Genomic DNA, 21,390 nt, shown 5'->3' with positions numbered 1-21,390 from the left:
ACCGCCATCATGCCACTTCCAGCAGAAGGCGGGCAGAATAGGGCCATGGCCATTGAACTCGAGGAACTGCTGGTAGCGGATGCGGCGGAGTGGCGGCTGTGGCTGGAAAAGCACCACGCCACCAGCCCCGGCGTGTGGCTGGTGCTGCACAAAAAGGGTGGCAACACCACTGAACTGGACTACGACGCTGCACTGGATGAGGCGCTGTGCTTCGGGTGGATCGATGGCCAGGTGATTAAGCGCGACGCCGACAGCTACAGCCAGCGCATGACCCGCCGCACCCTCAAGAGTCCGTGGTCAGCCCGGAATGTTGGGCATGTTGCCCGGCTTGAAGCCGCGGGAAAAATGACCGACGCCGGCCGCGCCGCCGTCGACGCCGCCAAGGCGGACGGGCGCTGGGAGATCGCCTATTCCGGGCAGGCATCGGCCGAAGTCCCGCCGGATCTGGCCGCCGCCATCGCTGCCGTCCCCGAGGCCCAGGCCATGTTCGACGTCCTCACCTCCGTGAACCGGTATGCCCTGATTTACCGGACGAATTCCGTGAAGCAGGCGTCCACGCGGGAACGGAAAATCTCCGGCTTTGTGGAAATGCTGGCCCGGGGCGAGGCACCGTATCCGCAGAAGAAGAAGCCCGCCGGAGGATAGTAGCGGCGGATTTCGACGGGCTCAATCACCGGTGCGCGACGGGCTCAATCACAAGCGGGGTCCAGCGGGAAGGCGACGGCTTCGCCCACCACCCGCAGGCAGAGTTCCATTCCCGGCCGGGCAATGGAGGCGTTCCAGTGCCGGATGGTGATGACTTCGCCGCCGCCGGGGTAGCGGTGGTCGGCGCGGTCGGCCAGTTCGGGTGGCACAGAGAGTTTGAGGCGCACGGTGGTTTCCGGGCCGAAGTAGTCGGTGTCCACCACCACGCCGCGGATGGGGCCATCCTCGGCAATGCGGATCTGCTCAGGACGCAGCATCAGCTGCACCCGGCCCTGGGCCGGCGGGCGGCGGACAGGAACTTCGCCCAGTGAGCACGTGGCAAGCGAGCCTTCCATCCAGGCGTCCAGGATGACGGCGTCGCCCAGGAATTCCGCGGTGGCGCGGTCGGCGGGGCGGGTATAAACCACAAACGGGTTGCCGATCTGGGCCAGCTTGCCGCCGCGCATCACGGCCACCTGGTCCGCGAAGGACAGGGCCTCGGCCTGGTCGTGGGTGACCAGGACGGTGGTGACGCCGGCTTTGTTGAGGACCTTGGCCACGGCCCGCCGGGTTGCCATGCGCAGGCCGGCGTCCAGGGCTGAAAAGGGCTCGTCCAGCAGCATCAGTTCGGGTTCGCGGGCTAGTGCACGGGCCAGGGCCACACGCTGCTGTTGCCCGCCGGAGAGCTGGTGCGGCCGCCGCTTGGCCATGGAGGCGTCCAGGGAGACCATGTCCAGCAGTTCGCTGATGCGGCCCGCGGCCCCGCGGCGGCCACCCGCGAGCTTGGCCGTGTCCAGGCCGAACGCGATGTTCTGGCCCACCGTCAGGTGCGGGAAAAGCGCCCCGTCCTGAGCCACGTACCCCACCTGGCGCTTGTGCGCAGGCAACCACACGCCGTCGCCCGCAACTTTGGTGCCGTTGAGTGAGATGCTGCCGGTGGCGGGGTGTTCAAAGCCGGCGATCAGCCGCAGGAGGGTGGTTTTTCCCGAGCCGGAGGGTCCCACGATGGCGGTGGTCCCGCCCTTGGCCACGGATAGGTTGACGCCTTTGAGGACGGCCTGGGAACCGAAGTTCTTGGTGACGTCGGTGATCTGCAGATGGCTGTTGGTGGTGGGTGCCACCGACGGCGCGATCCGCGGTTCCGGAAGCCTGGCGGGGGATTGTTCGGTCACTGTCCGGCCACTTTCTTGGACTGCTGGAAGAGAAGGTAGGTCATGGGTGCCGAGAGCAGGATCATCAGCAGGGCATACGGGGCTGCGCCGGCGTAGTCGATTTCGCTGCTCTTGCTCCAGAACGCGCTGGCCAGGGTTCTGGTCCCGTTGGGGGAGAGCAGCAGCGTGGCGGTCAGTTCGGTCACGACGGCGAGGAACACCAGCGCTGCGCCGCCGGCGGCCGCGGGAGCCGTGAGGCGCAACGTGATCTTCAGGAAGGCATTGAACGGAGACCTGCCCAGGGCGCGGGCCGCTTCGTCCAGTTCCTTGGGGGCTTGTGCCAGCCCGGCGCGGATGTTCACCAACGCGCGCGGAATGAACAGCAGCACGTATGCGGCTACCAGCAGCCCGGTGGTCTGGTAGATGTCCGGGGCAACGTTGATGGCCACGGTGACGAAGGCCAGACCCACCACGATGCCGGGCATGGAACTGGTGACGTAGTTGGAGAGCTCCAGGGACTTGCTGAACCACCCTGGATGCCGGACGGCCAGATACGCCATGGGGAAGGCGACGACGGTCGCGGCCACTGCGCCGGCAAGGCCCAGCCCCAGGGTCTGCAGCAGTGCGGGGACAAACTCGTCCACGTCCCAGATCTCGACGCCGCCGGCCACGATCCAGCGGATCACAAACCACAGCGGCAGGCCGAACGCCAGGCCAGTGAGCGCCATCAGTCCCAGCTGGGCGGGAACCTGGTAGCGGTGCAGGGGGAGCCGCAGGGGCTTGGACTGGGCGCCGGAGCCGATCCGCGCGTAGCGGGCCGTGCCGCGGCTACGGACCTCCAACACCAGGAGTATCAGGCAGAAGAACACCAGGACGCTGGCCAGCATGTTTCCGGCCGTGCCGTTGAACGTGGAAGCGTACTGCTGCATGATCGCCGTCGTAAACGTCTCAAAGCGGATCATCGCGAAGGCGCCGTACTCGGCCAGCAGGTGCAGGCCCACCAGCAGGCCACCGCCGGTGACGGCGATGCGCAGCTGGGGCAGCACCACGCGGAAGAAGACCTGCCAGGGGCCCAGGCCCAGGGACGCCGCCGACTGCTCGATGGCCGGATCCAGCCGGCTGAGCGTGGCAGCGGCCGGAATGTAGACCAGCGGGAAGTAGGACAGAGTGGCGATCAGCGCGCCTGACCAGACGCCTTCCAGGGAAGGGATGGCGGACACCCAGGCGTAGCTGTTCACAAACGCGGGAATGGCCAGCGGCGCCGCCAGGAGCACGGCCCACCACTTGTGGCCCCGCAGCTTGGTGCGTTCCACCAGCCACGCGCCGCCCACGCCCGCCACCAGGGTTGCGGGCACCACGATGAGCATCAGCAGGAGGGTGTTGACCAGCAGTTCGCCCACCCGGGGGCGGAAGATCAGCTTAATGCTGGTATCCCAGCCAGTGACCGCCGTCATGTAGATGACATAGCCCAGCGGGATGAGGGCGAACAGGGCCAGCAGTGTGGCCAGGAGCGCAACCGCCAATGGCGGGCGAGGGCTGTTGCCCTTGCCCGCCATCGCCGCTTTGGCGGTTAGTTCTGGGGTTGAAACCAAAAGCTAGAGCAGACCGGCCTTGGTCATCAGCTCCGTGACCTTCTTGGAGTTCAGTTTGGAGGAGTCAACTGTCGGTGCCTGAAGTTCGGCCAGCGGCACCAACTTGTCGTTGGATGCCACGCCGGCGCCCACGGTGTACTCGAAGTCCTTGCCCGTCTGCAGCTGCTCCTGGCCCTTCTTGCCCGTGATGAAGGCGAGGAACGCGTCGGCAGCGGCCTTGTTCTTGGAGGACTTCAGCACGCCACCGCCTGATACGGAGACAAACGCGCCCGGATCCTGGTTCTTGAAGTAGTGGCTGGCCACGTTCTTGGAGTTCTCGCCGGTCTTGGCCTGGTCACCGAAGTAGTAGTAGTGGTAAATAACGCCACCTTCGATTTCACCGGCGTTGACAGCCTTCATGACCGCACCATTGCCCTGGTAGCCCTTGAAGTTTTCCTTCATGGCCGTGAGCCACTTCTCGGTTTCGGCCTCGCCCTTGAGTTCAAGGTAGGCGGATACGATCGCCTGGAAGTCGGCGCCGGACGGCGATGCGCCCCAGCGGCCCTTCCACTCCGGACCGGCCAGGTCAGAGAGGGACTTGGGCAGCTTATCTTCGGTGAGCTTTTCCTTGTTGTACACGAACACGGTGGAGCGGGCTGCGACGCCGGTCCACTTGTTGGTGGACGGGCGGTACTCGGCCGGAACCTGCTTCTTGACCTCGTCGGTGAGATCGGCGAACAGGCCTGCGTTTTCCACCTGGGTCATGGCGGGGGAGTTCTCGGTGATGAAGACGTCAGCCGGGGACTTGTCGCCCTCCTGGATGATCTGGTTGGACATCTCGGTGTCCTTGCCCTGGCGCAGGGTCACCTTGATGCCGGTCTCCTTGGTGAACTCTTCCACCCAGGCCTTGGTCATGGATTCGTGCTGTGCGTTGTAGACCGTGATCTCACCGGACACCTTGGCGTCTGCAGAGGCGGAACCGGTGGCTGCCGGGGTGCCGCCGCCGCAGGCGGTCAGTCCCAAGGCTGCGGTGGCGGCGAGTGCGATGCCGGCCAGAGCGCTGTTGCGGATCTTCATTGAGTGCTACTTTCTGGGGAAAAGTGTGTGGACCGACGGTCCTGGTGAGCTGGGGATAAGGGGTGGCTCACCCGAGAAACTGTAGGTTAGCCAAACCTAAGACACCAAGCGGCACAGCCCTTAAGTGATCAGGATCACATGCATTACGGAACTGTTGCGTGCCCTAATTCATTCGTGGCTTTTGTGGATGGCCGCTGCGGCCTCCAGCGCCATCCAGGCCTGCAGCTGGGTGGAAAGTTCGACGGCGGCACCTGGCGGGTAGGTTGTGTCCGCCGGTTGTGCCGCGTGGATGGAGAACAGGACGTTCCCAGCCGTGGCTGATGCCGCTCCGCGGCCGGCCGGCCGGCGGCCCGCCCAGAAGGCTTCGGCAGTAGCTGTCACGAGCTCCTTCGCGGTGTTCCGGGCGGACTCCGGGAGCCGGGCATCGACGGCCGCGAGTGCCAGGTACCGGCAGAGAATCCCGGTGAAGAGTCCGCCGTCGCCCGTTCCATCGCAGCGGAGGATGGGCTGCCCCGGTACGGTGAGCCGCTTTGCGACCGCGGCCACCAGTGCCGCGGCCCTGGCGAGGTTGACGTCGCCGCCGAGCTCCAGCAAGGCTCCAAGTACGGGGCCTTGGTTGTAGGTGTAGAGGGTGTTCTCCACCAGCACTTCGCCGGCCGGGCTGAGCCGCGCCCCGTCAACATAGAGGCCCCGGGCCTCATCAAAGAGCACGGCATTGAGCCAGTCAACCAGCCGCTGCGCCTTGGCTCGCTGGCCTGTCCGGGCGTAGTAGAGCGCCACGGGGGCGGTGGCCGGGGTGTTCTTGAAGTCGCGCTTTTTGCTCCAGAAAGTCCCGCCGCCCAAGTCATCGGTGGAGGCGGAATCGAACTGCAGGGTGAGGGTCTTCTGGACCCTGGCGTTCCGGCGGCGACCGGGCTGCCGCGTCTCCTCGGCCAGACTTTGCAGACGGTGCGTCGCCAGCGCCAGCCAGGCCATGTCGTCGTAGTAGTTGTTGACGAAGGTGAAGGCGTTGCGCAGCCGGATGCCCGTGACCAGCCAGGACGCGAGTCTGCCGGCGCTGGGGTGGTCCGGGCCGTTGAACCTTGCGGCGGGGGTGGCTCCGTTGCCCAGTTCGCGGCGCCCGGCATCCACCAGGCAGTCCACGTAGTGCGCCTGCCACCAGTAGTGCCAGGGGTGGAGGAGGTTCTTCAGGTGTTTTGACGGCCATTGCACGGCGGCCAGGTGGGTTCCCGGCAGGAACAGCAGCCGCCGGCCGAAGAGTCCGGTGACGGAGCGGGCCGCCACGTTGGCCCGGTCCTGCCAGTGGGCAGGTTCGGCATCCGGCATGGTCATCCGTTCAGCCTAGTGGGTGCGGCCCACAGGATTTTCAGTTAACATGCACTAACTAATGTTCCGCGCCGGTCTTATGGTGTTGGGGCCGCATCAAGGAGGATGTATGGACGTCTTGGGTACTGTCGCGCTGATTACGGGTGGGGCTTCCGGGCTCGGCGCTGCCACAGCGAAGCGCCTGTTCGACGCCGGTGCCTCGGTGGTGCTGATCGACCTGCCGTCCTCTGCCGGTGCAGCCTACGCCGCCGAGCTCAACGCCTCAGCGCTGAACGTGGCAGCGCTGAACGCCGCCGGCGGTTCGGGGGCACAAGCGGCCTTTGTCCCCGCGGACGTCACCAATGAGGCTGAGGTGCAGGCCGCCGTCGACACTGCCGTGGCGCTGGGGCCGCTGCGCATTGTTGTGAACTGCGCTGGCGTCGCCACGCCGGGCAAGGTCCTGGGCAGGGACGGCGTCCTTCCGCTGGACACGTTCAACCGCGTCATCCAGGTCAACCTCATCGGGACGTTCAACGTGCTGCGCCTGGCCGCCGCGGCCATGGTATCCACCGAACCGGTCAGTACTGAGCTCGGCGGCCCCGAACGCGGCGTCATCATCAACACCGCCTCCGTGGCAGCTTTCGACGGGCAGATCGGCCAGCCCGCCTACGCCGCTTCCAAGGGCGCCGTCGCCGCCATGACGCTGCCGCTGGCCCGTGAGCTGGCCCGCTCCCTGGTGCGGGTGGTGACCATCGCCCCGGGCATCTTCGAAACACCCATGATGGCAACGCTCCCGCAGGACGCGCAGGATTCGCTGGGGCGGCAGGTCCCGCATCCGTCGCGCCTTGGCCGGCCCGCCGAATACGCCAGTCTGGTGGCCCACATTGTGGAAAATGCGATGATCAACGGCGAAACCATCCGGCTCGACGGTGCCATCCGAATGGGGCCGAAATGAGCCTGCCGGGCACGTCCGAGCCCTCCGCCACTGAGCTCTCGGCCACTGAGCCCTCCACCACTGAGCCCTCGATCGACGAGCTGCCCACCGCCGATTTTTTCGCGTTCGAGTCACTCCTCAGCTCGAAGGAGCGGGCCAAGCTGGCCGAGCTGCGGGAGTTTCTGGCCACGGAGATCGCCCCCTACGCGTCGGACTGGTGGAACAAGGCGGAGTTCCCGGCGCACATCCTGCCCAAGCTCGCCGCGCTGGAGCTGAGCACACCGGCGCAGCGCGGCTACAGCAACCTGTTCGCCGGACTGGTCATCGCAGAGATGACGCGCGTGGATACCTCGATCGCAACATTTTTCCTGGTCCACCACGACCTTTTTGTGGAGTCGCTCTACGGTTTCGGTTCGGCCGGCCAGAAAGAGCGGCTGCTGGCGGACGCCTCAAGCCTGCGCATCACGGGCGCCTTCGCGCTCACCGAACCCGGCCACGGTTCCGACGTCGCCGGCGGGATGGAAACGAGTGCCCGGCGCATCTCCAGCGCAACGGGAGAGCCCGACGACGACGGCGACGCGTGGGTGCTCAACGGCGCCAAGCGCTGGATCGGGAACGGGACGTTCTGCGACTACATGCTCGTGTGGGCCAAGGACGAGGCCGTGGCTGCCAACGGGCAGGGCGCGGTCCGAGGGTTCATCGTTGATGCTTCCTTGCCGGGCGTGAGCCGGAGCCGGATCGAGAACAAGATTGCGCTCCGGACCGTGCAGAACGCGGACATTGTGCTTAAGGATGTCCAGGTCGCCGAGGCCGACCGATTCGCCGGCATCAGCAGTTTCGAGGACACCAACCAGCTCCTGCGCGGTTCGCGGATCATGGTGGGGTGGCAGGCGGTGGGGCAGCAGCTGGCGGCGTTCGACGTCGCCCGGCAGTACGCCGTCGAACGCCACCAGTTCGGCCGGCCTCTGGCGAAATTCCAGCTCATCCAGCAGCAGCTGGTCACCATGCTGGGCAACGCCGTAGCCAGCATGGCCATGATGGCGCGTATTGCCCAATTGCAGGACGACGGCGTGGCGGTCATGCCGCAGGTGGCCCTCGCCAAGTCCTACACCAGCGCCCGGATGCGCGAGACAGTGGCGCTGGGCCGGTCCCTCCTGGGCGGCAACGGCATCGTGACCGACTACCGGATGGCCAAAATCTTCGCCGACGCCGAGGCCATCTACACCTACGAGGGCTCGTTCGAAATCAACACGCTCATTGTGGGCCGGGCGGTCACCGGCGTCTCAGCGATCGTCTAGGCAGCGAGACCAGGATTTCGACAGGCTCAATCACCGGGCGGGTCGGATTTCGACAGGCTCAATCACCGGGCTCGGCGCTCAATCAGCGAGGAGGCTTTTCGCCGGCCTCGATTCTCGCATCGAGGCTGTTGTTTTTCACGGGCATGGGGCAGGTGCCGAACGGGGTGAAGGCGCTGGGGTAGTTGATGGCGCGGTTGAAGTCCAGGACCACCGTGGCCTTTCCGGCCGCGTCAATGCGTGGCCGGGGCGTGGATACCTTCCGCCACTCATCCGTTGATTCGCCGTTGGTCCCGTCATGGAACGTGATGGTCAGCGCGCCCAGTTTTTCCTCCTCGGCGTGCAGCCGGTACTCATGGTCGGTTCCCGGCAGCCGGAAAACCAGTTCGCCCACCGAATAATGGACTCCGTCCACCAGCGGATTGGCCGTTCCGATCGGGACGGCCACCGGTTCCGGGTACGCCTCGTAGGCTGCTTCAATCACGAGGTCCGGGTTGTAGTCGAAGGTGGGAACGCCGTCGAACTCCGTCAGCACCGGCGAGCCGGAATCGCGGGTTCGGATGGCGTACCGGTCTGCGCGCACGGCGAGTTCCACCACTACCTGCTGCCCGTCCGCGCCGCCGAACTGCACCCACATCAGGGATTCCTCGTTGGCGAGGGAGGCGGTAATGGTCCCGTCAACGGGCTCGCCGGTTTCCACCAGCGTCAGGCCGTCGTGCGCCGCAGCGGTGAGTGTCGCCGTCGTGCCGTCCGTTGACCAGAGGCCGGGGGCGAGTTCGACGCCGGCGGGCCGGGATTCCAGCCACTGGAAGGAGGTGAGCGTCAGCCAGCCGTGGCGGGTGGCGAGGGCCTTGTTCCGGTTCGTGCGGAAACGCTGCCAGCGTTCCAGCTGCGCGGTTGCGGTGGTGTCCATGGTTCCTCCAAAAGGGGTTCTGATTCCCCGGCTACGACGTCAGGGTTTACAACCCGGCGCGGACGCTGTCCATTCCACCACGGACCGCCGCGGAGCACCGCGGACCTCGCGCCGCGTTGCTGCCGCCGCCCTTGTCTTGCCGGCGGCGGAGAGTAACGTCGAAGGCGACGGAACCTCGTTTCCGGACTCCCACGGCTGACCTTGGAGGAACCATGAAAATCGCGGTCCTGGGCACGGGTTTCGCAGGCCGGACCCTCGCAGGCGCGCTGTCCGCGCTGGGACACGACGTGGTGGTGGGCACCCGCGACCCGGGGGAGACTCTCGCCCGCAGCGCGCCGGACGCCATGGGCACCCCGCCCTTCAGCGAATGGCACGCGGCGAACCAGCACATAGCCCTGGAAACATTCGCGGAGGCAGCAGCCGCGGCGGAACTGATCGTCAATGCAACAAACGGAGCGGGCGCACTCAGTGCCCTCAGTGCCGCGCGTTCGGCCAACCTGTCGGGGAAAGTGGTGGTGGACGTTTCCAACCCGCTCGACTTCTCCCAGGGCATGCCCCCGGTGCTGAACCCGGTCAACACGGACAGCAACGCCGAACGGATCCAGCACGCCTTCCCGGAGGCGCGGGTGGTCAAAACCCTGAACACCATGAACGCAGGGCTGATGGTTGACCCCGGACGGCTGGGCGGCGGGGACCACTCGGTGTTTGTCTCCGGCGACGACGCCGGTGCCAAGAACACCGTGACGGCGCTCCTCCGGGAGCTGGGCCACCGCGATATTATTGACCTCGGAGACATCACCACCGCCCGGGGAGCGGAGATGATGCTCCCGGTGTGGCTGCGCCTCTGGTCGGTGCTGGGGACTCCGGATTTCAATTTCAAGATCGTCCGCTGAAGTCCGGCGCGGCAGGGGCGGAGACCTGCGCAATATCTGAGACGGATTCCGCCTTCGCCATCCCGTGCAGGTAGCATCGATAGCTAGTAACGTGGCTCACAGTATCCAGCGCAGTGTACGAGCCAAGTCCGAACCCTCGAAAGACAGTTTCCATGGCTAACACTGCAATGAACTCCTCAACCGACCTCGCCTCTGAACTGAGGGCCGACGTCCGGCGCGTCTCCACGCTGCTGGGTGAATCCCTGGTCCGCCAGCACGGCCCCGAACTCCTTGCTCTGGTGGAGCAGGTCCGCCTCCTTACCAAGGAGTCCAAGGAAGCCGCCCGCGGCGGTGCCGATGCCACCGGCCCATGGAGTGCCCACGACGTCGTCGAGCAGGTCCGCGAACTGCTCGGCTCCCTGCCGATCGAGCAGGCCACAGACCTGGTGCGTGCGTTCGCGTTCTACTTCCACCTTGCCAACGCGGCCGAGCAGGTCCATCGGGTCCGCGGCCTGCGGACCCGGCAGGAGAAGGACGGGTGGCTGGCCAAGGCCGTCACCGAAATCGCCGCCAAGGCGGGGCCCGAAGTCCTGCAGGAAGTGGTCAACGGGCTGGACGTCCGCCCCATCTTCACGGCCCACCCCACCGAGGCTTCGCGCCGTTCCGTGCTTGACAAGATCCGTAAGCTCTCTGATGTCCTGGCCGAGCCCACGAAGGAAGGCACCTCCGCGCGCCGCCGGCAGGACCGCCAGCTTTCGGAGGTCATCGACCAGATGTGGCAGACCGACGAACTGCGCCAGGTCCGCCCCACCCCGGTGGACGAGGCCCGCAACGCGATCTATTACCTCGGCGGCATCCTGACCGACGCCATGCCCGAGATGCTCTCGGATTTCTCGGAACTGCTCGGTGAGCACGGGGTCAGCCTTTCGTCCCAGGACGCACCCATCCGGTTTGGGTCCTGGATCGGCGGCGACCGGGACGGCAATCCCAACGTCACGGCGGCGGTCACCCGGGAAATCCTGCAGATCCAGAACCAGCACGCCGTCCGCATCAGCATCGCGATGATGGACGAGCTGATCTCCATCCTGTCCAACTCCACCGCCTTGTCCGGCGCGGACCAGACCCTGCTGGACTCCATCGACGCGGACCTGAAGAAGCTGCCGGGCCTGGACCGGCGCGTCCTGGAACTCAACGCCCAGGAGCCCTACCGCCTCAAGCTCACCTGCATCAAAGCCAAGCTCATCAACACGGGCAAGCGGGTTGCCGCGGACTCCACGCACGAGCACGGCCGTGACTACAGTTCCACCGAGGAACTCCTCAACGACCTCGAACTGCTGGAGCTGTCCCTCCGCAACCACTCGGCGTCGCTCGCTGCCGACGGCGCCCTGGCCCGGGTCCGCCGCGCCGTCGCGTCCTTCGGCCTGCACCTGGCCACCCTGGACATCCGCGAGCACGCCGACCACCACCACGACGCCGTCGGCCAGCTGATGGACCGGCTGGGCGGCCCCGGCATCCGCTATGCCGAACTGAGCCGTGAGGAACGCTTCGAGGTGCTCGGCTCCGAGCTCGCCTCACGCCGGCCGCTGTCCGGCCACCCGATTAAGCTCGACGGCGTCGCTGACGGCACGTACGACGTCTTCCGTGAGATCCGCCGTGCCCTGCGCACGTACGGTCCGGACGTCATCGAGACCTACATCATTTCCATGACCCGCGGCGCGGACGACGTCCTGGCCGCGGCCGTGCTGGCCCGCGAGGCAGGCCTGATCAACCTGTTCGGCGAAGCCCCCTACGCCAAGATCGGGTTCGCGCCGCTTCTGGAGACCGTGGAGGAGCTGCGTGCCTCGGCGGAGATCGTGGACCAGCTGCTGTCCGTTCCGTCCTACCGCGACCTGGTCCGGCTGCGCGGCGACGTCCAGGAAATCATGCTGGGCTACTCGGACTCCAACAAGGAATCCGGCGTGATGACCAGCCAGTGGGAGATCCACAAGACCCAGCGCAACCTGCGCGACGTTGCGGCCAAGCATGGCGTCCGTGTCCGGTTGTTCCACGGCCGCGGCGGCTCCGTGGGCCGCGGCGGCGGACCCACCTACGACGCCATCATGGCCCAGCCCAACGGCGTGCTGGAAGGCGAGATCAAGTTCACTGAACAGGGCGAGGTCATCTCGGACAAGTACTCGCTGCCGGAGTTGGCCCGGGAAAACCTGGAGCTGTCACTCGCGGCAGTGCTCCAGGGCTCGGCCCTGCACCGGGATCCGCGCACGTCGGACGACCAGCGCGAACGGTACGGGCACGTCATGGAAATCATCTCCGACGGCGCCTTCGACCGGTACCGGAACCTGATCGACCATCCTGACCTGCCCGCGTACTTCCTGGCCTCCACTCCGGTGGAGCAGCTGGGCTCGCTGAACATCGGCTCCCGCCCGTCCAAACGCCCGGACTCCGGGGCGGGGCTTGGCGGCCTGCGTGCCATCCCGTGGGTGTTTGGCTGGACCCAGTCCCGGCAGATCGTCCCGGGCTGGTTCGGTGTGGGCTCGGGCCTGAAGGCTGCCCGCGAGGCCGGAAACTCCGCGCAGCTCGTGGAGATGATGGAGAACTGGCACTTCTTCCGGTCCGTTGTTTCCAACGTGGAGATGACGCTGGCCAAGACGGACATGGACATCGCCGGGTACTACGTGGCCACCCTGGTTCCCGAGGACCTGCACCACATTTTCCGGGCCATCCGTGAAGAGTACGAACTCACGGTCACCGAGATCCAGAACCTGACTGGCGAGAACGTGCTCCTGGACGCGCAGCCGACGCTCAAGCGGTCGCTGGAGATCCGGGACCAGTACCTGGACCCCATCAGTTACCTGCAGGTGGAGTTGCTTCGCCGCGTGCGGGCTGCCCAGAACGCCGAAGGCGGGAGCATCAGCGGCGCCGAGATCGACGAACGGCTCCAGCGGGCCATGCTGATCACCGTCAACGGGGTGGCGGCCGGCCTGCGCAACACGGGATAGGACCCATGTTGCACAGCCAGCAGCCCGCTGACCTCGCCGAACGGATCGCTCTTACGGTTCGGGGCAGTAAACATTCGGGTTGTAGGTTGCCAGGACGCCGTCCGGATTACCTTGCCACAGGTATGCATGGAGGTCGTAGTGGATCGGCATGCCGGGAGCGTGCCCGAGCATTGGTCCGTCGAATGCCTTGCCGAACATGCTCGGCCGGTCTGTGTCGGTCGCCAGGTCCTGGTCGGCGTCGACCTTAAACCACTCCGCTGCGACCAGTCTGAGCTGGCCCGTTTTGTTCGCTGCATACGTCAGTGCGTCCGGGACCAATGGATCCATCTGACCGAACTGACTGAAGTTGACGTAGTGAAAGCCCATGCCTGGAACGCACTCACCCACGGGCTGGTAGCCCGCGGCAATGGCCGCACTAACGTCGTGATATTGGGTTGTGGCCTGTCGCACTTCGGCCAGGGCATTCCGGCTGTCGGCGGAAGCGACGCCGATCCCTAACATTGATGCCAACATGCCTGCCGATACCGCCGCAATCACTCGCATTGTGGTCCGTCTCATGTTCGGTCTTCTTTCTTGATGATTGTCAGGTGTGACTATGAGACCGCGGCCACATCCTAGTCCTGTCCCGCGCGGAAAACCATGGTGGTGCGGTTCCTGACAGACCTCGGCAGCTGCTTGAGGTTCTTTGCCTGCCGCTGGCGCTGTCCCGCTATCCCACAGGGAAGGGACCAGGAACACCCCGTATTAGGGTTGACGCATGCCTTCGTTCCAGACCCGCCTGAAAATCACCGGACTGAAGCCTGGCAACCCGCCGGAAGCCGTGATGGCCGCCGCGGTCGAGGCGTTGGAGACCCGTCACCATGTGGAATCAAACCAGATCGAACTTGCCGCCGGCGTCCCCCAACTGAACCTCCGCTTCCTTGTGGAGGCGACCGAATACAGCGGTGAGAACCAGCAGGCGCGCGAATCGGCAGCGATGATGCGCGACGCCGTCGAACGCGTTGCGCTCACCGGCTCACTGACGGTGCTCCGCCGCAACCGCGGCCGCTGGGCGCCCGTTTGAACTGGTGGTCGAGCTGGGCCCACGACCGCAGGGTTCCCTGTCCGAGCTTGCGAGGATTAGGGAGCGGTTGGGGAGCGAGACCCGATTTCGAGGCTCAATCACCGGCCGCATGCTCACTCGCCGGGGGCAGGCTCGTCCACCGGTGAGCGAGTGCCGCGCCGGCGGGTGACAATGATGCCGACGGCGGCGCCGATCACCAGGCCCAGCACCACGCCTATCAGCGAACTCGCCCAGAACGGCAGCTTGGTTGCCGATCCCGTGAAGTAGCCCAAGCCCACCAGCCAGCTGGCCCAGAGGACCGCGCCGAGGCCGGCGCACAGGCTGAAACCCCGGGCCGAAACGTCGGCAATGCCCGAAGCCGCCGACGTCGCCAGCCGCCCGCCGGGGATGAAGCGGGCGCCGATGATGGCTCCGTAGGTGGAGGAGCGGCCGGCCCTGGCGATGGCCGCATGGATGCCGTGGTGGACTTTCCGGCCCCAGCGCCAGCGGTCCAGGACGTGGCTGAGCCGGCGCTTGAAGAGCTGGAATACCACCATATCGCCGGCCCAGGAGGCTACCGCGGACAGTGCCCCCACCAGGAAGACGTTGGCCCGGCCGTCGGCCGAGAGGGCGCCGCCGGTAATCACCACCATCTCTGAGGGGATGGGCGGGAAGATGGCATCGCCGAGGACCACAGGGATGATCCAGAAGTAGATCGCCGCCCCCCAGCTGTCGGCGTTGCCAAAGTCCATGGCCACAAAGTACCGCATTTTTGCGCGGCAGCACGGCCTGAGCCGGCCGGCGGCACGGACTTGCCGGGCGTTGGGTTCAGCAAGTGCTTCAGTACCCGCTGCCGATGTTCCGACGGCGTGGACCTGGGGCTCCGCCGGGAACTTCCCTGGGGGCGTGGCTGAGGTGCCCGGCCGCGAGGAAATACCAGTACGGCCAGGCGACCCACGCTGTGGCGCCAAAGGCTATTCCCGCCCCGCCGATGCCCCAGCGGATCCAGGCCGGCGCCTGTTCCACCGCGGTCAGCGCCGCCAGGGGCAACGCCACCACCAAGGCGCCGCCAATGAACTGTCCCAGCTTCGCGAGATCCCGGGGGTAGCTGCCCCTCTTGAGCAGTGCCCGGTGGGCCAGCAGGAACCAGCCGGCCTGGACCACCATGGCCCCCACCGAGATGCCAGTGGACACCGTGAAATCGAGCTTCTTCGCGACCAGGAGGAAGGAGCTCGCTGATCCTGCGCCGCTGGCCCCGATCACCAGCCATTTGGCGGCCTCGGAGCCGGGTGTGCGGCGCAGGCGCCGGTGAACCTGGACAATCACCGGAATGATCACCAACTGGAAGACGCCGCCGGTGGCATCGTTGATGGTGCCGAAGACGTAGGGTCCGTTCTTTGGCACTTCGATGGCGTACATGGCGCCCAGTGTTGCCACGCCTACGACGCCCAGGCCGGCGGCCGCGTAGGCGAACTTGGCAGCCGTGCGGTCTCCGGGGATTTCGATGAGGGTATCCATGATGATTCCTCGATCAGTGCAGATGCTTGATCAGTGCGGATGGAACGCGGACACAAGCTCGCTCAGCTGGCTTGAGGGCAGGACGCCGAGTTCGCCCTCCAGGCGGCTGGCAAACATGGTGTAGGCGCGGACCGCGGCGGCCCGGTTCCCGGCGGCCAGATGGGCCTGGACCAGCAGCAGATGGGCCGATTCCCTCAGCGGTTCGATGCTTGCCGCAGACAACGCCGCGATGACAGCTCCGCCGGGTTCGCCAGCCGCCAGATGCTGCCGTGCCATGAGCTCCAGCGCGCTGAGGCGCAACTGCCGCAGCCGCTCCTGTTCGAAGACCACCCAGTCGTCGTACCAGCCGGGAAGCAGGTCAGCGCGGCTCAAGTCGTCCAGATAGCTGTCAGGAATCCGGGCTTCAGGCTGCGACTGCAGGGTGGCGACGTGGTGCTGCAATGCCGTGACATCGACCCTGACCCCCTCGTGAAGCTCCAGAGTGTCCGGGCCGGTCCGGAGAAGGTGCGGGAAGGCGTGGGAGATGCACCAGACGGTGGTGCGCAGGTTCCCGGCTGCCTGCGTTTCGCTGCTTTTGGGCCACAGCAGGCCGGCCAGGAAACTCCGGTGCCTGCAGCCCAGGAGTCCCACACAGGCGATGAGCCGCTGTTCCCGGCTGGCCACCGTCACGGTATTGCTGCCGCGGCGCAACCGCCAGGCCCCCAGCAGGCTTAAATGCCAATCCTGTGCGAGAGCCACCGTCATGCCTATCCCCTTCAACCGACCGGACAACACGCGATACCCCAGATAACCATCGTGGCACTGGGGCGCATCAAGTCAAGCCAATTTAGAAAGAGGGGGTTTTTGGGGTGATATACCGGGAATAGGTCCACATGCCCGTCAATCCATATGGCGCCGGTTGTCATTCAAGATGGGTTTGCTGGAATCAGCCCAGCCGATTAGGGAACTTCGGGTTATGCGCTGGCAGTGCTTTCTGAGGCTTTCAGCACATCGAGCCAACGCTGCACAGCCATAATGATTTCTTCTTCATCGCCGGCCGTCTCCACAATTTCCTGGTCCTGGCCAGGATGACTGGAGATCAGGCGCGCCCTTACGCGGTGGTTCTGGGCAGGCTCCGCCCACGCGCGGATGACCATGGTGCCTTCAATGTCCGCCATGAATCGGCGCCTGCTTTCCTTGTCTGCAATTTCCGTCGTCCAGGAACATTACCGTCCAGTATGACCATCCTAGGCAAAGATTATTCGGCGCCCAAGTCAAGACTGCCACCATATTAGTTTCATGAAACAACGGAAAAATAACAGCCCAGTAACGAAGCCGCAACGGGGCGACGCGTTGACTGATCGAGGGACGTCGAAAGGGGGTGATTGACATGATGAAGGAACTTACCGTTCACGAACTGGAAAGCCAGAAGGTGGAGCTGTTGCCTTCGCGGGAGACCCTGTTTCTGGACACGAACTGGGCGGGTGTTTACGCAAGCAACTCGTCTGTTGCTCTGAACGCTGCCTCGTTCTTTGCGGTAGCACACAGCACTGCGCTTCAGAACATCGCCGTAGTCCAGGGTTAAGTCCGTCTATCATCCGATATCTGGACCCCGGGATTGCCCGGGGGAGGGAGGTGAGGTGCTATGACGGCATCAACCGTGCTATTACCGGTGGATCTCGACGCCGAGGTTGCAGAACTGCTTCCAATGAGGGAAACGCTGTTCTTCAACATCAACGTTGCTCCCGTGATCGCCGTGAACCTGTCGTTCGCCATCAATGCGGCCTCGATCGGTTCAATCGCGAACTCGGCCGCCTGGCAGGAAGTGATCGTCCTGCAGCAGTAGGTCCGCAGGATCAACAGGAAACCCGGAGGGCATGCTTCAGCATCGGAGCATGCCCGCCGTTCTTAGTGGCTCAACCTAGGTGGGGACCGTGACCACAGCACCCGAAGCCGACTTTGTCCGGCATTGGTCGCCGTCACCCGGGCTTGTTTTCCTGGGACCGGTTGAGGGGTCTGGCCTGAAGGACCGCAGCTACCTGCTGCAGCGCGGAGACGGGCAGATTGTCCAGCTGTCGGAGCTTCTCCAGCTGGTCATGGCCACCGTCTCGCCGGTGAAATCCGCTGATGAGCTGGCGCGCGATATCAGCGACGCCTACGGCCGCGAACTCAGTGTGAGCGGACTCCTTCACCTCATCGACACCAGGCTGGCGCCGATGGGCCTCGTTCACGACGCCGATACGGACGCCGCTGATGCCGTGGCCCCGCCAAGGGCGGACCCGTTACTGGCCCTGCGGCTGCGGGGAACCCTGCTGCCGGAAAAGGCGGTCAACACGCTGGCCCTGATCCTGGCCCCGCTGTATTGGAGTCCTGTGGTGGCCACCGTCCTTGTCGGGCTGGCCGCCGTCGACATCCTGGTCTTCGCCAAGGGTGACCTCCTGGCTTCCCTGGAGCAGGTACTTCTCACGCCGGCGCTGCTCCTTGGCATCTTCGCGATGCTGACGGCGGGAGCCGTGATCCATGAACTGGGGCATGCCACTGCGTGCCGGTACGGCGGCGCCAGGCCCGGAGTGATCGGCGTCGGAGTTTATCTGGTCTTCCCGGCATTCTTCACCAACGTCACCGACTCCTACCGATTGGGCCGGGCGGGCAGGATCCGTACGGACCTTGGCGGGCTGTACTTCAACTGCCTGTGCCTGATCGGCCTGGGCGGCGCCTACCTTTTGACAGGGCAGGGCTTTTTCCTGCTGGCGGCGGCACTGATGCATTTCGAGATGATCCAGCAGCTGGTGCCGACGCTGCGCTTCGACGGCTACTTCGTCCTGGCCGACATCGCCGGTGTCCCCGACTTGTTCAACCGCATCCGCCCGGTTCTGCTCAGCCTCATTCCCGGACGCGCGGTGGATCCGCGGGTTGCCGAGCTCCGGACGTTCGCGCGCCGCATCGTCACCATCTGGGTAGTCACGGTGGTGCCGCTCCTGTGCCTGGCGCTTGGCTGGATGTTGCTGAACCTCCCCATGATCGTCGGGCAGACCGCTGACGCCATCCGGCAGCACACGGGGCTCGCCAGCGAGGCCATCGCCGCCGGCGACCCGGCGGCCGCTGCGCTCTCCATCCTGTCCATCCTGATGCTGTCGCTGCCGGTGATCGGCCTGGCCATTCTGCTGTACCGGCTGCTGCTGGTCCTCCTCGACCTGCTTGGCCGCCTCGGCAGGCGCCTGTGGCGAATGACGGCGGAGCCGGAAGCCGTGGTGCCACGGCACCTCCGGGCAGTGAAGCCGCAGAAAGCGAAGCCATTACAGATGGGGCAGCCGTTACAGATGGGGAAGCCACTACAGAAAGGAAGGTCCGCCATGGCAATCGCAGTCCCTCCCGCGGCCATGCCCGACGAGGTCCCCCCGGCGCCATTGCGTGCTCCCGCCCAATTTAAAGCCCGCGCGGCCCTCCCGGCTGGAGCCATTCCCGACGACGTTCCCACCCTCCAGGACTTCCTCGCCGACAGGCCCACCCAGCCCGCCCCGCTCGCCGAATTGGGCTGGCAGGGCGCCGTCCGGCGGCTCAGCCGCAATTCCCTGAGCCTCGGTCCCGGCAGGCGGGAACTCGCCCACCTGGACGCCGTCGAAGAGGTCCAGCGGCGCCTGGACGGCCCCCGCACCGTCGTCGTGGTTAACCCCAAAGGCGGCGCCCACAAGACCACGGCAACCCTGCTTCTGGCCGCGACGCTGGGCATCCAGCGCGGCGGGTACACGCTTGCCTGGGACAACAATGAAACGCGCGGAACCATGGGGTGGCGGGCGCCTCTGGCCGGGCACGCCGGCACTGCTGTTGACCTGATGCGGGAAGTGGACCGCTTCGAAGATCCCGTCCTTGGCCGGATCGGGGACCTGGACCGCTTTGTGCGCTACCAGGGGTCGGCGCAGTTTGACGTGCTGGCCTCGGACGAGGACGCGGCCGGGGCCGCCACCATCGGCAGCCGTGAATTCGACCGGCTGCACACGGCGCTGCGCCGCTTCTACCGGATCATCATGGTGGACACCGGCAACAACATGCGGTCCTCGAACTGGGAAGCCGCTGTGGCGGCGGCGGATGAGCTCGTCATTGTTTCCACGGTCCGCGAAGACACGGTGGCCAGTGCGGTCTGGCTCGTGGATGGGCTGCGTGAACGCGGCTACCAGGACAAAGTCAGCAACGCCGTAACACTGCTGGCCGCGCCGTCACTGCGCACCGATCTGCAGCTTCATGACCGGACCCGGACCCACTTCGAGACGCTGACAAGGGAAGTCCTCGACGTTCCCTATGACAAGTCCCTCGTCTCCGGCGGGCCGCTCAACTACCAGGCGCTGATGCCCGCCACCCGCGAGGCCTGGTTGCGTGCCTCGGCTGCGGTGATGCGGGGCCTATGAGCCGCACCCCGTAAGTGGGAAACTGGCGGCATGCGGATCACCATCTTCCAAGGCGACATCACCACCCGCACGGTTGACGCGATCGTGACCGCGGCCAACTCCAGTTTGCTGGGCGGTGGCGGTGTGGACGGGGCCATCCACCGGGCCGCCGGGCCGGAACTGCTGGCCGCCTGCCGCGAACTGCGCGAAACGGATCTGCCGCATGGGCTGGCGCCCGGAGCCGCCGTCGCCACTCCTGGATTCCGGCTGCCGGCACGCTGGGTCATCCACACTGTTGGGCCCAACCGGCACGTGGGGCAGACCAACCCGTCGCTGCTGGTTTCGTGCTTCAGCGAAAGCCTGCGGCTGGCGGACTCGCTGGGCGCGGCTACCATCGCATTCCCGGCGGTGGGTGGGGGAGTGTACGGCTGGCACGGGCGCCAGGTGGCGGAGGCCGCGTACGACGCCGTCACAGGGTTTGGTGCCTCACATCCGGCCAGCGCGCTCGAGTTGGCGGAGTTTGTGCTGTTCAGCCTCGAGATGGAGCAGGCCTTCAGGACGGTGTTTGGTCAAGACGGTGTTTGATCAGCGCGGTGCTTGAGCAGCCTCGCTGAGGTTCAGCTTGCTGCGGTATTCCACGGGCTTTTTGCTGATGGGATCCACAAAGCGGATGCCGCGGGCCAGGAGCTGGAGCGGTTTGGAGTAGTCGTCCGGCGCCTTGTCCAGCAGGTCCGGATAAAACGAGTCATTCACGATGCCCAGCCCCAGCGAGGCCATGTGCACCCTCAGCTGGTGCGTTTTTCCGGAGTGCGGCTCCAGCCGGTACCGCGCCAGCCGGGCTGGGTTGGTTTCGGCTGCCGTGGCGCCGACGGCAGGGGTGCCAGGCGCGCGGGTGCCGGCGGCACCTGCTGAAGTGCCGCCGTCGAACGTTTCCAGCCGTTCGATCCGGGTCTCCGCGTTCGGCTCGCCCTCGATCACTTCGGCCAGCAGGTAGCTGCGCGACTTGGTCATCCGGTTCCGGACCACCACGGGGAAGTCGACGGCGGGGTGTCCGGCGGCGGGCTCCGCGGCGGAGACGCACTCGTATTCCTTCTGCACCTGCCGCTTCTCGAAGAGCACCTGGTAATTTCCGCGGGTTTCCGGGTTGGTGGACAGCAGCAGCACGCCGGCGGTCATCCGGTCCAGGCGGTGCATGGGGATCAGGTCCGGCAGGCTGAGCTGGTTCCGGAGCCGGACGAGCGCCGATTCCTGGATGTAGGTGCCGCCGGGGGTGGTGGGCAGGAAGTGCGGCTTGTCCACGACGAGGAGGTGGTGGTCCTGGTGCAGGATGCTGATTTCCACCGGGATACGGGTCTCCGGCGGCAATGAGCGGTAGTACCAGATAAAGGTGTGGTCCTCGAGCTTGGTGCGGCGGTCCAACGGGATGCCGCCCTCGCCCACGATCTCGCCGGCGTCGAACCTGTCCTCGATGCCCTGCGGATCGATGTGGCCCCACCGGTGCATCATGTAGTCCATCGCGGTGGTCCACGGCCCCTCGCCCGGGAGGCGCAGGCGGGTGGCGTTCACGCCGTCGCGCACGGGGAGGGGGGATTGCATCACCGGTCCATTCTACTTTGCCGGCTCCCTTGGCCCCGCCCCGCCCCCGTTCCCAGCTGTGCCCCCGTTCCCAGC

At 65.9% G+C, this 21,390-nt stretch carries 21 protein-coding genes; 10 read left to right on the top strand and 11 right to left on the bottom strand.

Annotated elements, in window-relative coordinates; all coding sequences use genetic code 11:
* The first annotated feature begins 45 nt into the window (after positions 1-45).
* A complete protein-coding gene (locus V6M49_RS10640; protein ID WP_332761087.1) occupies positions 46-645 on the top strand; it encodes a YdeI/OmpD-associated family protein in 600 nt (199 codons plus the stop codon).
* A 44-nt stretch (positions 646-689) separates the two neighbouring features.
* On the opposite strand, the gene V6M49_RS10635 is transcribed toward V6M49_RS10640, so the two are convergent.
* The 4 genes from V6M49_RS10635 to V6M49_RS10620 all read right to left on the bottom strand — a co-directional run bounded on the left by V6M49_RS10635 (position 690) and on the right by V6M49_RS10620 (position 5,815).
* Positions 690-1,856: an ABC transporter ATP-binding protein gene (locus V6M49_RS10635; protein ID WP_210412391.1), complete on the bottom strand. Its 1,167-nt coding sequence runs from the start codon at positions 1,854-1,856 to the stop codon at positions 690-692.
* The gene (locus V6M49_RS10630; RefSeq protein ID WP_104062708.1) at positions 1,853-3,391 is read right to left on the bottom strand and encodes an ABC transporter permease; all 1,539 of its coding nucleotides are present in this window, start codon (positions 3,389-3,391) and stop codon (positions 1,853-1,855) included. The genes V6M49_RS10635 and V6M49_RS10630 overlap by 4 nt, the downstream gene beginning before the upstream one ends.
* Positions 3,392-3,430: 39 nt before the next feature.
* Positions 3,431-4,483: an iron ABC transporter substrate-binding protein gene (locus V6M49_RS10625; protein ID WP_332761086.1), complete on the bottom strand. Its 1,053-nt coding sequence runs from the start codon at positions 4,481-4,483 to the stop codon at positions 3,431-3,433.
* A 168-nt stretch (positions 4,484-4,651) separates the two neighbouring features.
* Positions 4,652-5,815: a glycoside hydrolase family 76 protein gene (locus tag V6M49_RS10620; RefSeq protein WP_332761085.1), complete on the bottom strand. Its 1,164-nt coding sequence runs from the start codon at positions 5,813-5,815 to the stop codon at positions 4,652-4,654.
* Between the two features lie 103 nt (positions 5,816-5,918).
* Between V6M49_RS10620 and V6M49_RS10615 the strand changes: the two genes are divergently transcribed.
* The gene (locus tag V6M49_RS10615) at positions 5,919-6,743 is read left to right on the top strand and encodes an SDR family NAD(P)-dependent oxidoreductase (RefSeq protein ID WP_332761084.1); all 825 of its coding nucleotides are present in this window, start codon (positions 5,919-5,921) and stop codon (positions 6,741-6,743) included.
* The gene (locus V6M49_RS10610) at positions 6,740-8,020 is read left to right on the top strand and encodes an acyl-CoA dehydrogenase family protein (RefSeq protein ID WP_442959714.1); all 1,281 of its coding nucleotides are present in this window, start codon (positions 6,740-6,742) and stop codon (positions 8,018-8,020) included. Before V6M49_RS10615 ends, V6M49_RS10610 begins: the two co-directional genes overlap by 4 nt.
* 82 nt (positions 8,021-8,102) lie before the next feature.
* On the opposite strand, the gene V6M49_RS10605 is transcribed toward V6M49_RS10610, so the two are convergent.
* On the bottom strand, positions 8,103-8,930 hold the full coding sequence (locus V6M49_RS10605; protein WP_332761083.1) for a DUF1684 domain-containing protein: 828 nt from the start codon (positions 8,928-8,930) through the stop codon (positions 8,103-8,105).
* Positions 8,931-9,142: 212 nt separating this feature from the next.
* Between V6M49_RS10605 and V6M49_RS10600 the strand changes: the two genes are divergently transcribed.
* A complete protein-coding gene (locus V6M49_RS10600) occupies positions 9,143-9,823 on the top strand; it encodes an NADPH-dependent F420 reductase (RefSeq protein WP_332761082.1) in 681 nt (226 codons plus the stop codon).
* A 152-nt stretch (positions 9,824-9,975) separates the two neighbouring features.
* Positions 9,976-12,798 (top strand): phosphoenolpyruvate carboxylase, encoded by a 2,823-nt coding sequence (ppc, locus tag V6M49_RS10595; protein ID WP_332761081.1) that lies wholly within the window; start codon positions 9,976-9,978, stop codon positions 12,796-12,798.
* Between the two features lie 51 nt (positions 12,799-12,849).
* On the opposite strand, the gene V6M49_RS10590 is transcribed toward ppc, so the two are convergent.
* Positions 12,850-13,356, bottom strand: a complete 507-nt coding sequence (locus V6M49_RS10590; RefSeq protein ID WP_332761080.1) for a hypothetical protein — start codon at positions 13,354-13,356, stop codon at positions 12,850-12,852.
* A 199-nt stretch (positions 13,357-13,555) separates the two neighbouring features.
* Here V6M49_RS10590 and V6M49_RS10585 point away from each other — a divergent pair, with 199 nt between their 5' ends.
* Complete coding sequence (locus tag V6M49_RS10585) at positions 13,556-13,861, top strand: hypothetical protein (RefSeq protein ID WP_058930109.1); 306 nt, start codon at positions 13,556-13,558, stop codon at positions 13,859-13,861.
* Between the two features lie 113 nt (positions 13,862-13,974).
* Here V6M49_RS10585 and V6M49_RS10580 read toward each other — a convergent pair whose 3' ends face one another.
* From V6M49_RS10580 to V6M49_RS10565, 4 genes are all read right to left on the bottom strand, one after another.
* A complete protein-coding gene (locus V6M49_RS10580; RefSeq protein WP_141139386.1) occupies positions 13,975-14,592 on the bottom strand; it encodes a DedA family protein in 618 nt (205 codons plus the stop codon).
* Between the two features lie 88 nt (positions 14,593-14,680).
* Positions 14,681-15,358, bottom strand: coding sequence for a hypothetical protein (locus tag V6M49_RS10575; RefSeq protein ID WP_332761079.1), 678 nt, complete (start codon positions 15,356-15,358; stop codon positions 14,681-14,683).
* Positions 15,359-15,388: 30 nt separating this feature from the next.
* Positions 15,389-16,102 (bottom strand): AfsR/SARP family transcriptional regulator, encoded by a 714-nt coding sequence (locus V6M49_RS10570; protein ID WP_141139388.1) that lies wholly within the window; start codon positions 16,100-16,102, stop codon positions 15,389-15,391.
* 209 nt (positions 16,103-16,311) lie between these two features.
* Positions 16,312-16,515: a hypothetical protein gene (locus V6M49_RS10565; RefSeq protein WP_141139389.1), complete on the bottom strand. Its 204-nt coding sequence runs from the start codon at positions 16,513-16,515 to the stop codon at positions 16,312-16,314.
* 212 nt (positions 16,516-16,727) lie between these two features.
* Here V6M49_RS10565 and V6M49_RS10560 point away from each other — a divergent pair, with 212 nt between their 5' ends.
* The 4 genes from V6M49_RS10560 to V6M49_RS10545 all read left to right on the top strand — a co-directional run bounded on the left by V6M49_RS10560 (position 16,728) and on the right by V6M49_RS10545 (position 20,304).
* Positions 16,728-16,922, top strand: coding sequence for a hypothetical protein (locus V6M49_RS10560; RefSeq protein ID WP_205630648.1), 195 nt, complete (start codon positions 16,728-16,730; stop codon positions 16,920-16,922).
* Between the two features lie 60 nt (positions 16,923-16,982).
* Positions 16,983-17,183 carry a hypothetical protein gene (locus V6M49_RS10555; RefSeq protein ID WP_332761078.1) on the top strand — a complete coding sequence of 67 codons (201 nt, stop codon included), beginning with the start codon at positions 16,983-16,985 and terminating at the stop codon, positions 17,181-17,183.
* An 88-nt stretch (positions 17,184-17,271) separates the two neighbouring features.
* Positions 17,272-19,740, top strand: coding sequence for a MinD/ParA family ATP-binding protein (locus V6M49_RS10550; protein ID WP_332761077.1), 2,469 nt, complete (start codon positions 17,272-17,274; stop codon positions 19,738-19,740).
* Positions 19,741-19,770: 30 nt separating this feature from the next.
* A complete protein-coding gene (locus V6M49_RS10545) occupies positions 19,771-20,304 on the top strand; it encodes an O-acetyl-ADP-ribose deacetylase (protein ID WP_141139392.1) in 534 nt (177 codons plus the stop codon).
* On the opposite strand, the gene V6M49_RS10540 is transcribed toward V6M49_RS10545, so the two are convergent.
* Positions 20,305-21,315, bottom strand: a complete 1,011-nt coding sequence (locus V6M49_RS10540) for an RluA family pseudouridine synthase (protein WP_332761096.1) — start codon at positions 21,313-21,315, stop codon at positions 20,305-20,307.
* Positions 21,316-21,390: the final 75 nt, after the last annotated feature.

The organism is Pseudarthrobacter sp. (assembly GCF_036675385.1).
Taxonomy (GTDB): domain Bacteria; phylum Actinomycetota; class Actinomycetes; order Actinomycetales; family Micrococcaceae; genus Arthrobacter.
Note: the sequence above shows the minus strand (reverse complement) of the source record. Positions and strands in the feature narration are given on the sequence as shown.